Here is a 13,133-nt window from a genome sequence, read left to right on the forward strand (position 1 = left end):
CTGTACGATACTTACGGATTGTTCTGTACAAAGCAATTATACTGCTGCTGCGATCAGATCCCCCATTTCTTTTGTTCCGACTTTTTTGCAGCCTTCAGACATAATATCACCGGTGCGGTATCCGTCTGTCAGTACCTTCTGTACGGCTGCTTCTACTGCATCTGCTTCTTCATCAAGATTCAGAGAATAACGAAGCAGCATTGCTGCTGAAAGGATTGTTGCGATCGGGTTTGCTTTATTCTGTCCTGCGATGTCCGGTGCAGATCCATGACTTGGCTCATACAGACCGAATTTCGTCTCGTTAAGACTTGCAGAAGAAAGCATTCCGATAGAACCTGTTACCATACTTGCTTCATCAGACAAAATATCACCGAACATATTCTCTGTCAGGATAACATCAAACTGTGCCGGATCATGCACCAGCTGCATTGCACAGTTATCAACCAGCATATGCTCCAGTGTGACTTCCGGATAGTCCTTTGCAACTTCTTCTACAACTTTTCTCCAGAGTCTGGAAGAATCCAGAACGTTTGCTTTGTCTACACTTGTGACTTTTTTTCTTCTCTTCATTGCAATGTCAAAAGCTTTGATTGCAATACGGCGAATTTCATTTTCATTATAGGAAAGTGTATCGATTGCTTTCTTTACTCCGTTTTCTTCGATTGTTTTTCTTTCTCCAAAGTAAAGACCACCAGTCAGTTCACGAACAATGATCATGTCAAATCCGTTCTCTCCGATCACTTCTTTCTTGATCGGGCATGCTTCTTCCAGTTCCTTATAAAGATATGCCGGACGAAGGTTTGCAAAGAGATTTAATGCCTTACGAATCGCAAGAAGTCCTGCCTCCGGACGTTTGGATGGTTCCAGTTTGTACCATGGAGATGTCTTTGCGTCACCTCCGATGGAGCCCATCAGAACTGCATCTGAAGCTTTTGCAGTGGCAATTGCCTCATCTGTGAGCGGGACACCGTGAACGTCGATAGAAGCTCCACCGAGGAGCACCTCTGAATAAGTAAATGTATGATGATATTTTTCACATACTTTATCAAGAACCTTTTTTGCTTCACTGACGATTTCCGGTCCAATTCCATCTCCCGGAATCAATGCGATCTTGTATTCCATTTCTTCATTTCCTCTCTCTGCATCACACGAAACTTAAGCAGAGTCCTTTCGTTGCGAATATTGTTATTATAATAACGCACTTTTTTATACTTTTCAACCCTTTACTACGTAAAAGTTAGAACGTATTGATATAAGATTGATATAAGCACATTTCCTTAAATAAAATCTTCAAAAAAAAGAAGTGCTGCATCTGACGCAGCACTTACTTTCTTATTTGCAGTTATGCGGATGCCTGCTCTGCCTTCTCCACTTCTGCAATAGCCTGTTTTCTCATTGGGATACGGCAGTTCTTGTTATTGCCGAATTCTACGATCACATCTTCTTCAGTCATGTCGATGATCACTCCATAGAAGCCACCTGTGGTAACAATGCTGTCACCGACTTCCATGCTGTTGAGCATTGCCTGAAGTCTCTTCTGCTCTTTCTTCTGCGGACGGATCATCAGGAAGTACATAACTCCAAAGATTACAACCATCCATAAAATCATCATACCCATGCTTGCGGTACTTTCGTTCATTTAAGATTCCTCCTGTTTACTGACTTACATTCCCTTTTTCAGGAACACTATACATTATCATACACAAAAATGCCTGTTACTTCAAGTGTTTTTCAGCATTTTGTATTATTTCTGTCTATAATTCAGAGACTGTTGTATTATTTCTACTCTCCGGCTGCAAATCCTTCCAGACGCATCTTTTTGTAATCTGCAAATCTGCCTTCATCCAGTGCATCACGAATCTCTTCCATCATATGATTGTAGAAATACAGATTGTGCAGAACACAGAGACGCATTCCAAGCATTTCTTTCGCTTTGAGAAGATGACGGATATAAGCTCTGCTGTAATGACGGCATGCCGGACAGCCACAACCTTCTTCGATCGGACGTGTATCCAGTTCATATTTCGCATTAAACATGTTCATTTTGCCATGATTGGTGTATACATGTCCATGACGTCCGTTGCGGCTTGGATATACACAGTCAAAAAAGTCAATACCACGTTCTACACCCTCAAGGATATTGGCCGGTGTTCCGACTCCCATGAGATAGGTTGGTTTGTCCTGTGGAAGATACGGTACAACTGCATCAAGAATACGGTACATTTCCTCATGTGTCTCACCGACTGCCAATCCGCCAACTGCATAACCGTCGAGATCCATTTTTGCGATTTCTTTTGCATGTCCGATACGGATATCCTCGTAAACAGCCCCCTGGTTGATGCCAAACAAAAGCTGTTCTTTATTGATGGTATCCGGCAAGCTGTTAAGACGGGCCATCTCTGTTTTACATCTTGCCAGCCAGCGTGTGGTACGCTCTACGGATTTCTGTACATAATCTCTGTCTGCCACGCTGCTCGGGCACTCATCAAATGCCATAGCTATGGTAGAACCGAGATTGGACTGAATCTGCATGCTTTCTTCCGGTCCCATAAAAATCTTGTGTCCATCAATATGTGACTGGAAATGGACACCTTCTTCTTTGATCTTGCGGAGTTTCGCAAGGGAAAAGACCTGGAATCCGCCGGAGTCTGTCAGAATCGGACGCTCCCAATTCATAAATTTGTGAAGTCCGCCAAGCTGCTTCACTACTTTGTCACCTGGACGCACATGCAAATGATATGTATTAGACAGTTCCACCTGTGTTCCAATATCATAAAGGTCCTGTGTGGAAACAGCACCTTTTATTGCACCGATCGTTCCTACGTTCATGAATACAGGAGTCTGGATCGTACCGTGTACAGTCTCAAACTGTGCGCGCTTCGCTCGGCCCTCTGTTTTCATTAATGTATATTTTGCCATGATTATTCCTCTTTCTGTTTGATTTGCATTTAGTTCTAAGTATACCAGACAGAAAGAAAATGGTAAAGTCCTGTTATATAAAAATGATATTTACTTTATCATTTCCATCCAGGACAAAAAAGCGGTATTTTCAGCAGCGATCCTTGTATTATATGCAATAACATTCTGATTATCGACTACAGATTTCATATTTCCAACAAGGCCATTTATCGTGTTATTCATGTTGTTAACTACTACATCTGCGTTTTCAATCGCATCATATAATGCATACTGTCTATCTCGAATTTCATCAAGCCTATATATCACATCATCAAGTTTCGCTATTATAATATTCATTCTGATTTCTGTTTCATATATGTTATATGCACCCTCATGACCTGTTAACGTATCACATCTTCCAGAATTGAAATATTCGTAAAAAGCCGCAATCGGAACCAATCCCCGGTATTTGGGATAAATGATATTTTTGCTATAAAAATTATTTAAAATTTGCTGAGTCTCTTTTTGATTATCACAAACAATCAAGTATTCCTTTCTTACCTCGTCTATTTGTTTTCTAATTTTTTCAACCCGCTTTGCATTCTCACGAACAACACGATCATTATGTTTTGTCACTTGTTTGTTTTTATCATCTGCATCCCATGCCTTCATTTGTTCAACAAGTAGCCCCAAGATTACCCCTATTAATGCACCTATTAAATTTGCTGATAATAGCGGACCAAAAAAACCCTTAACACTAAATCTTGTAAAAATTCCTAAGCAAACAAGTACGATTGCTCCTGTTACAGCTCCGAACATAGCCATTCCGATAATAGTTTCAGAATCTATCGATGCTGATACATAATTCTCTAATGGTAATTCTCTCTTCTTATCTCTCTCCAATTCCAGACAACGCTGCGATAAACAATTTATCATTTTTCCTTGCTCATAATTGATTCTTTCTAAATAATATACTTTTTTAAGAATCTCCTTCATATTTTTTCCTGTGTTATCCATACCCAATCTCCTAATAATATATTATTGCACTTCGTTTTCTCTTGTTTTAATTACATCTGCATTTTTTAATTCATACTGATTGAGTATCTGTTCCATATTCTCATCAAAAGAATCCGCATCATATTGCGGTGAGTACCATGATTTTGTATTAAAATATTCTTGTAATTGTGCATCTTTAAATTTTCTTCCATGGCGTGCAAATATTTCGTTTCTTGCAAGTCTTAACTGTTCTGAAGACATCCCTCCCAATTCGTTTTCTGATATGTAACGGCTATCGCTGTCTGGTAATATATATTCGGTGGTATTTTCAGTTGAAATATTTGTATCTTGCGTGGTTGTATTAGTCTCTTCCTGATTATTTTCTCCATTTTGAATGTTTGTGTCTGCAGAACTTTCTTCTATATATTCAGTTGTATCCTGTCCATCCCAATCACTTTCGGAAGTCGCATATTTTTCTATATAATGATAAACATTTGCGTCCTCATCACTATATGCCCTTCCCAGAGACAGCCATCCATCACGAAACGCTTCATCAAGTTCATATTCTATTGATAATACCTTTTCACCTTTTAAATTGACGCAGATTGTCTCCTCCTCATTTGGAACTGTCATAATGCCATCATCTGAAAGTAAATCACCTATATATTCTTCATACACCGCATCATTATCATAACTAGATGGGGTATCCATTATTCCAACATTACATGCTATCGGCTCAAAACACATTTGTCCCTGATTATCAAGAATCGTTATATAATTTTCCTCTGATACCGTTCCCTTCAGCAAACAAACTGAATATCCATCATCTCGCGGTGAGATATTCATAACAATTATTTCTTCTGTATCTGCATTTGAGAATATGACATTTCCATTAAGATCATATAACGTAGCTTTTCCAGCATACGCTGTCGCAACATGATCTGTACTTATAAATTTTGCACCTAAAATCCTGTCAAAATTAGTCTTCACTGCAAATTCCGAAACTTTATTTCCCACAGAATCATAGACTCTCAAATTCCAACCATCATCTCCGGCCAGCAAATATTTTGCATGATCCGCTTCTCCAAACCATTCTAAACCATGTGGAAAATCTGGACTGATAATCTGTCCTGTCTCTACATTATAAAAACCTCCATCACATCTGAATAACGAACCATAGCTTCTCCATCCAGACATACTATTTTCAAATTCATTGATTGCCAACGGCAACTCAGTTTCTGTGCCTTTCATAAGAATTTTTCCATTATAATTAAATAATCCATATTCATTTTCTTTATGTTGATATCCGCTCTTATTATAAATTGAAAATATATAATATCCGTCTTTAGAATACGTGATTGAATCATTCTCCGATAACTTTATGTAATGTTGACCATCACGAAGCAAAAGAAGATCAGAACCTATCAAACAATTTCCAAGATCATCCCATGTAAACCATTGATTTTGTTCCGTATCACATCCAAACATTTCCGTCAGATTACATCTGAGTTCCAGCTTGTCATTAATATATCCCAAAAATAACTCCTCATCTCCAGACTCTTCATCTGCTTCCTCATCACTTCTTTCTTTCATCATTACAACTGCATGTCCATTATGAAACGTTCCACTTTCCACAATTTCATACTCACATTCTTCATCTGTATTTATTTCAAATGTTGTCTGAAGTATATTGTCTCCAACATTATATTGCGACAAATCGGTTTCATATGTTTCAGCATAAACATTGTTCGATTTTGCCATTAGCAACATTATCCCAAACAACATAACCATCCAAATTTTTTTCATACACATAAGCCTCCTTGACAATTTTTATTCTTTTGTTCCAACCATTTCCTGATCATCATCTTCTAATGTCAGCTCATCCCCATTTATTTCATATGTATACATAGCAGTATTTGTGCTCCTGATTCCCGATACCATCTGCGATGTCAAACAAATCTTATCATCTGCAAATGAATACACTCCTGTTATTATTCGACCATCATCATCCAAAAAAGTTCCATCATCCATAAATGTTATCGTAAACCCCTCATCAAATTCCCATGTCCCTATGATTTGTTTCTTTGGATCCGACTGACACCCTCCCACAAACATACTGATTGCACAGATAACAGCTAAAACTTTTGTCTTCTTCATTCCTTTCCCTCCTGTTTTTATTTAAATGAGATTTTATTGATATTTCATTCAGATAGTGCACAGCCCGATACATATGGCAATTGTTTTATATACTGTGCAAGTGCTTCACCATCTGTATTTTCTTTCAGATACACAATAAAATAACTATAATCGTCTGAAAGAGGATTTTCCGTATCTGCTGAATTCGAGCCTTGAAAATAATCATTTATAAACTCCTGCCAGGCTTCTTCGTTTCCTGCTTGTTCAATATGAGCAACTGCCGGTTCCTTTTCTATTGCATTCTTTATCTGTTCCAGATTTTTCTGAGAAGCTTCTTCAGAAAAATAAACTTTTATAGTTCTTTCTGACTCCTGCACTTCATCCGAATAATTATCCATTTCTGGCTCTATATCTGTATTTTCTTCTGCTGATTCTGTTTCTTTTATCGAGTCTTCTGTCAGTGCAGCAACTTCCTCATCCATTTCATCATTTGTATCCATATCGTTCTCTTTTTCAACTGTCACATTATATTTTACAGGAATCTCCTTTAAATCATCATTATTCTCTTCTATCTTTATCTGTTCCCATTCTTCCTGCGAACCTGTGTATGATATATATTTTAATTGTTTGCAATCTTTAAAAACATCTTCACCAATATATTCCACACTTGATGGAATTAAGATTTCTTCGAGTGCCGTGCAATTGTCAAATGCACCGCTACCAAGGTATATCAAATTTTCCGGCAATTCGATTTGCCTGAGCTTATAGCAATCATTAAACGCTTCATCGCCAATACTTTGTATGCTCCTCGGAAAATCTATGTCCCATATATCCATACATTTATCGAAAGCATTATTTCCAATCGTAACTACACCTTCCGATAAACGAACCCATTTTAACTTTTCACATCCACTCAATGCATTTTCCCCAATGCTACTTACACCTTCTCCCGTAGCAAAATCCAGAATATACTTTTTTCCTGACTTCCACGGAACAGTTCCTTCTGAATAATCATCCATTTGTCCGCTTCCACCGATTGCCAGGGTTATTCCAAATGCCCCGTCATATAGTTGCCATTCCAGATTTTCTCCATACTCCCCTGTTGTATTGATTTTCTGCAAAATATCCTCTTCACTTAGTTTTTCTTTACCACACCCGCAAATTAACAGCATACTTCCAAATAAAACTATTACTTTCCATATTCTCTTTATCATATTGTCTTCCCTCCTTTTCTACTTAATTCATTATACGTTTTTATAATTCGCATGTAAAATCGTATCTCCATCTTGTAGTCTGTTTATCGAGTGTTTTTTTTGGAATACTATGAGAACAAAGAAATGGAGGTGACTATGACAATAGACTATACTGAAATAGGTAAGCGAATTGCCAGGCGACGTAAAGCATTAGGTTTAAAGCAATCTGAGGTTGAAGAAAAAGCTGGTCTTGGTCAGAAATATCTCTCTAATATTGAACGTAGCATTTCCATTCCCTCTATAGAAGTCATCATGAAATTAGCTTATGTCTTAAACACAACTCCCGATGAGTTTCTAATAGGTACTTTAAATTCAAATGATGAAGAATGGAAGAAAAGCGCCGAATTACTTCGTCCGCTCAATTCTAAGCAATTAAACTTGGTACATAATTTTTTAATATGGTTATCAGAACAAGATATGTAAGACAAAATCTCCCCATCTGTAATTCGATGGAGAGATTTTTATTACTTATTTTTTTATTACTTATCATTTACTATTTTTTATCTTATATTCTGCATTGTATTGACATATCAATATATTACAAATATACTGTATATATATTATAAAGAAAGGTGGTTCTTTTATATGGCCAATATCTCTATCCGTATGGAAGATAAATTAAAACAACAGGCCGAAGAACTTTTCTCCGACCTCGGAATGAATCTCACCACTGCTATCACGATTTTTGTAAAGCAGTCTATACGTGAACAACGAATTCCTTTTGAAATTACGCGTGAAACTTTAAATCGTGAAACTCTTGCAGCATTACGGGAAGTAGAAAAAATGAAAAGGAATCCTTCCCTTGGCAAATCATTTGATGATGTTGATACAATGATGGAGGACTTACTGAAATGAAATATTCAATTAAACCAACCTCCAAATTCCAAAAAGATCTAAAACGTATCCAAAAAAGAGGTTATGATCTATCACTTCTATCCGATGTCATCAAAAAGCTATCTAACGGTGAGTCCCTTCCACTAAAGTACCGAGATCATAACCTCATCGGTAACTTTTGTGGATGTCGAGAATGTCATATTACTCCGGATTGGCTTCTCATCTACGAAATCTACGAAAAAGACCTTTATCTCTATCTAACCAGAACTGGTTCCCACAGTGATCTCTTCTCCAAATAAAATCCCCTGTTATTTTGTTCCATGATTCACGCAAAAAAGGCAAGGTATACGCCTCTTATGCATACCTTGCCTTTTTATACATTTTTCATCCCCAACATCTATCCCCACACCAAAGCCGCGTGGCCAAGAAGGGGGAGTCCGAGGGGGAACTTCGGCCTTCGCAGACTGTGAGATACTTCCCCCTCGGGGTTTTCATATTTCCCAAATATCAAAAAACAAAAATTTAACCCCAAAAAGTTCTATGCTTTTTCAAAAGCATGGGCTATCAGGGCAGTTCCCTGTTGAGATTCTTCTGTGCCGTTGACAGCATCAGCTTAATTCTGTTCAGCTGGTTTACTTCACTTGCTCCAGGATCATAATCGATTGCCACGATATTGGCTTCCGGATGTTCTCTGCGGATTGCTTTGATAACACCCTTACCTACAATATGGTTCGGCAGACACGCAAACGGCTGAATACATACAATATTCGGTACGCCGCCATGGATCAGTTCCATCATCTCACCGGTCAGGAACCATCCCTCACCAGTCTGATTACCCGGAGATACGATCGGTGATGCCATCTTTGCCAGATCGGCAACATTAGCAGCCGGTGTAAAGTGACGGCTCTGTGCAAGAGCTTCGTTCGCCGGTCCACGCAGCCATTCAATCGCTTTGATTCCCCAGTTTGCGATCGTTGCTTTATTTTTCTTAAATCCAAGGAATTCACATTTGAAGTTCTGGTTATAGAAACAGTAATTGATAAAGTCGATCAGATCCGGGCAGACTGCCTCAGCGCCTTCTGCTTCCAGAAGTTCTGCCAGATGATTGTTTGCAGCCGGAAGGAATTTGACAAGGATTTCTCCAACGATACCAACTCGCGGTTTCTTTTCATCGCTGATCGGAATCAGGTCAAATTCATGTACCATCTCACGACACATCTTCTTAAACTGTCCATGGCTGACACTGCTGCCTTCCAGGAATGAGATTACTCTCTGTTCCCAGATCTTGTGTTTGCGATTGACGATTCCCGGCTCCAGTTCATATGGGCGCATACGGTATACGCACTTCATCAGAATATCACCAAACACTGCACCATAGCAGACACGTTTGATCAGTGGAAGTGTCAGTTTGAATCCCGGATTGCTCTCCAGCCCACTTAAGTTAATGGAAATAACCGGCACCTGCTCCATGCCTGCTTTCTTGAGGGCACGGCGGATAAATGCAATATAGTTGGATGCGCGACAGCCACCGCCTGTCTGAGACATAATAACGGCCGTCTTATTAAGGTCATATTTACCGGAAAGAAGAGCATCCATAACCTGTCCGACTACCATCAGAGACGGATAGCATGCATCATTATTTACATATTTCAGCCCAACATCAACAGCATGCTTATTATCATTCGGAAGAACTTCCAGATGATAACCACAGGTATTAAAGGCTGCCTGTAAAATTCCAAAATGAAACGGTGACATCTGTGGGCACAGGATCGTATAATCCTTACGCATCTGCTTTGTAAATACAACCTTTTCAATAGAAGACGGTTTGATCTCACGCTCCTTGTGCTGCGCCTCTTTTGCACGAAGTGCAGCGATCAGAGAACGCACACGGATTCTTGCCGCACCAAGGTTGTTTACCTCATCAATCTTGAGACAGGTATAAATCTTTCCGCTGCCATCCAGGATCTCATAAACTTCATCTGTCGTAACGGCATCCAGACCACATCCAAAGGAATTCAGCTGAATCAGATCCAGATTATCCTGTGTTTTTACAAAGTTCGCTGCCGCATACAGACGCGAATGATACATCCACTGGTCATTAACACGAATCGGTCTCTCTACCTTTGCAAGATGAGACACAGAATCCTCTGTTAATACCGCAATTCCATAGCTGTTGATCAGATCCGGAATGCCATGATGAATTTCCGGATCAATATGATACGGACGACCGGCAAGGACGATTCCTCTACGTCCCGTCTCTTTCAGGTACCGAAGGGTTTCTTCTCCCTTCTTCTGCACATCCTTACGCACCTGTGCAAGTTCTTCCCATGCTGCATGTGCCGCTGCTTTGACCTCTTCTGCCGGAATATCCTTAAACACTTCAACCAGGCGATCCGTCAGAATTGCTTCTGTCGTAAATGCCATAAACGGATTCATAAATTTAATGCTCGGATCTTTCAGTTCATCCACGTTGTTCTTGATATTTTCTGCATAGGATGTAACGATCGGGCAGTTGTAATGATTTACTGCATCTGGAAATTCATTACGCTCATATGGCACACATGGATAGAAAATAAACTTCACACCTTTTTTGATCAGCCAGCTTATATGACCATGTGCCAGTTTTGCCGGATAACATTCTGATTCACTCGGGATAGATTCAATACCCAGTTCATATATCTTTCTGGTAGAAGTCGGTGAAAGTACCACTTCGTATTTCAGTTTCGTAAAGAATGTATACCAGAACGGATAGTTTTCAAACATATTCAGGACTCGTGGAATTCCCACCTGTCCTCTTGTTGCCTGATCCGGGCTTAACGGTTCATAAGAAAACAGTCTCTTATATTTATATTCATAAAGGTTCGGAACATGATCCTTGTTCTTCTCTTTACCAATTCCTCGCTCACAACGATTACCACTGACAAACTGACGTCCTCCGGTAAACTTGTTGATCGTCAGACGACAGTTATTGGTACATCCACGGCAATTCGCCATAGAAGTTGTATATTTCAGTTCATTGATCTTGTCAATAGAGAGCATGGTTGTTTCTTTGCCATCTTCATAACGCTCGCGCGCGATCAATGCTGCACCAAATGCCCCCATGATGCCGGCGATATCCGGACGGATTGCTTCACAGTTGGCAATACGTTCAAAGCTTCGAAGAACTGCATCATTATAGAAGGTACCACCCTGTACAACGATATGCTTACCAAGTTCTGTCGCATCTGAAACTTTGATAACTTTGTAAAGAGCATTCTTAATAACCGAATATGCAAGACCTGCAGAAATATCAGATACCTCTGCTCCTTCCTTCTGTGCCTGTTTTACCTTGGAGTTCATAAATACCGTACAACGGGTTCCAAGATCGATCGGATGTTTTGCATAAAGCGCAGCTTTTGCAAAATCCTGTACACTGTAATTCAGAGATTTGGCAAATGTTTCAATAAAAGATCCACAACCGGAAGAACAAGCTTCATTCAGCTGTACACTGTCAACCGTCTGGTTCTTGATCTTGATACATTTCATATCCTGACCACCAATATCCAGAATACAGTCAACTTCCGGATCAAAGAATGCTGCTGCATAATAATGAGAAACCGTCTCAACTTCTCCCTCGTCCAGAAGAAGTGCTGCTTTGATCAGTGCCTCGCCATAACCGGTAGAACATGCATAAGCAATTCTGGCATCTTTCGGAAGTTTTGAATAAATCTCCTGAATTGAGCGGATTGCTGTTTTCAGTGGGCTTCCGTTATTATTACTGTAGAAAGAATACAGAAGACTTCCATCCTCGCCTACCAGAGCTGTCTTAGTCGTAGTGGAACCTGCATCGATACCGAGATAACAGTTCCCCTTATAAGAAGCAAGATCACCTGTAGCAACTTTATAAGATGACTGGCGTTTATTAAACTCCTCATAGTCCTCTTCTGTTGCAAACAACGGATCCATACGCTCTACTTCGAAATCCATTTTAATGGAATGACGGAGTCTGTCTTTCAGTTCTGTCAGCGAAACAGTAACATCTTCCTTTGCATTCAGTGCAGAACCGATTGCTGCGAACAGATGAGAATTCTCCGGTACAATCGTATGTTCATCATCCAGCTTCAGTGTACGGATGAATGCTTTCTTTAATTCAGAAAGGAAATGCAGCGGACCACCAAGGAATGCTACATGTCCACGGATCGGCTTACCACATGCCAGTCCGGAGATTGTCTGATTGACAACCGCCTGGAAAATAGATGCTGACAGGTCTTCCTTCGTTGCACCCTCGTTGATCAGCGGCTGGATATCTGTCTTCGCAAACACACCACAACGGGCAGCGATCGGATAAAGAGCTTTATAATTCTTTGCATATTCATTCAGGCCAGGTGCATCCGTCTGAAGCAGGGATGCCATCTGGTCAATAAAGGAACCTGTACCGCCGGCACAGATACCGTTCATTCGCTGTTCAATATTACCGCCTTCAAAATAAATGATCTTGGCATCTTCTCCGCCAAGCTCAATAGCAACATCTGTCTGCGGAGCCATCTTCTGAAGAGATGTAGACACGGCAATAACTTCCTGCACAAACGGAATCTCCAGATGATTCGCAAGTGTCAGTCCACCGGATCCTGTAATTACAGGACATAATGTCATTTCTCCAAGCTGCTTTTCTGCTTTTTCCAGAAGATCTGCCAGTGTCTCCTGAATGTTCGCAAAATGACGTTCATAGTCCGCAAACAAAAGCCTGTCATTTTCATCAAGAATCGCGATCTTTACTGTAGTAGATCCGATATCAATTCCCAATGTATATGTATTCAATAAATCGACCTCCTCGTCAAAACTGTATATATACAGATATGAATATAACGTGTTCTTTCTTATTAAAAGTATTTCTCCAAAATCGAATTCCGTAACATTATACGACAAAGTTTTACAAATGACAATGACCAAGTTTCACAATTTGTCGCATATTCATTCCCCAAATTAATTTGAGTGTCAAATTTTATAACAAAAAAGGATATCTGTTGAAATACCCAA

11 protein-coding genes are annotated in these 13,133 nt (G+C 39.7%); 3 read left to right on the top strand and 8 right to left on the bottom strand.

Going from position 1 to position 13,133, the window contains the following annotated elements:
* Positions 1-36: 36 nt before the first annotated feature.
* The 7 genes from leuB to NQ503_RS10885 form a co-directional block, all read right to left on the bottom strand.
* Positions 37-1,122, bottom strand: coding sequence for a 3-isopropylmalate dehydrogenase (gene leuB, locus NQ503_RS10855; RefSeq protein ID WP_005422179.1), 1,086 nt, complete (start codon positions 1,120-1,122; stop codon positions 37-39).
* A gap of 220 nt (positions 1,123-1,342) precedes the next feature.
* Positions 1,343-1,639, bottom strand: coding sequence for a preprotein translocase subunit YajC (gene yajC / locus NQ503_RS10860; RefSeq protein ID WP_005422177.1), 297 nt, complete (start codon positions 1,637-1,639; stop codon positions 1,343-1,345).
* Positions 1,640-1,782: 143 nt separating this feature from the next.
* Positions 1,783-2,919: a tRNA guanosine(34) transglycosylase Tgt gene (tgt, locus tag NQ503_RS10865; protein WP_055065497.1), complete on the bottom strand. Its 1,137-nt coding sequence runs from the start codon at positions 2,917-2,919 to the stop codon at positions 1,783-1,785.
* Between the two features lie 90 nt (positions 2,920-3,009).
* The gene (locus NQ503_RS10870; RefSeq protein ID WP_005422173.1) at positions 3,010-3,915 is read right to left on the bottom strand and encodes a hypothetical protein; all 906 of its coding nucleotides are present in this window, start codon (positions 3,913-3,915) and stop codon (positions 3,010-3,012) included.
* A gap of 21 nt (positions 3,916-3,936) precedes the next feature.
* Positions 3,937-5,700, bottom strand: a complete 1,764-nt coding sequence (locus tag NQ503_RS10875; protein ID WP_005422171.1) for a YARHG domain-containing protein — start codon at positions 5,698-5,700, stop codon at positions 3,937-3,939.
* A 24-nt stretch (positions 5,701-5,724) separates the two neighbouring features.
* Positions 5,725-6,051 (bottom strand): hypothetical protein, encoded by a 327-nt coding sequence (locus tag NQ503_RS10880; protein ID WP_005422170.1) that lies wholly within the window; start codon positions 6,049-6,051, stop codon positions 5,725-5,727.
* A gap of 44 nt (positions 6,052-6,095) precedes the next feature.
* A complete protein-coding gene (locus NQ503_RS10885) occupies positions 6,096-7,244 on the bottom strand; it encodes a permease-like cell division protein FtsX (RefSeq protein ID WP_005422168.1) in 1,149 nt (382 codons plus the stop codon).
* A gap of 135 nt (positions 7,245-7,379) precedes the next feature.
* Here NQ503_RS10885 and NQ503_RS10890 point away from each other — a divergent pair, with 135 nt between their 5' ends.
* From NQ503_RS10890 to NQ503_RS10900, 3 genes are all read left to right on the top strand, one after another.
* Positions 7,380-7,706, top strand: a complete 327-nt coding sequence (locus NQ503_RS10890) for a helix-turn-helix domain-containing protein (protein WP_044924801.1) — start codon at positions 7,380-7,382, stop codon at positions 7,704-7,706.
* A 162-nt stretch (positions 7,707-7,868) separates the two neighbouring features.
* The gene (locus NQ503_RS10895) at positions 7,869-8,138 is read left to right on the top strand and encodes a type II toxin-antitoxin system RelB/DinJ family antitoxin (protein WP_005422165.1); all 270 of its coding nucleotides are present in this window, start codon (positions 7,869-7,871) and stop codon (positions 8,136-8,138) included.
* Positions 8,135-8,416, top strand: a complete 282-nt coding sequence (locus NQ503_RS10900) for a type II toxin-antitoxin system YafQ family toxin (RefSeq protein ID WP_005422163.1) — start codon at positions 8,135-8,137, stop codon at positions 8,414-8,416. The genes NQ503_RS10895 and NQ503_RS10900 overlap by 4 nt, the downstream gene beginning before the upstream one ends.
* 265 nt (positions 8,417-8,681) lie before the next feature.
* On the opposite strand, the gene NQ503_RS10905 is transcribed toward NQ503_RS10900, so the two are convergent.
* Entirely contained in the window at positions 8,682-12,914 is a 4,233-nt protein-coding gene (locus NQ503_RS10905) for a 2-hydroxyacyl-CoA dehydratase (RefSeq protein ID WP_022388823.1), read from the bottom strand.
* Between the last annotated feature and the right edge of the window lie 219 nt (positions 12,915-13,133).

This window comes from Blautia obeum ATCC 29174, from assembly GCF_025147765.1.
Taxonomy (GTDB): Bacteria; Bacillota; Clostridia; order Lachnospirales; family Lachnospiraceae; genus Blautia_A; species Blautia_A obeum.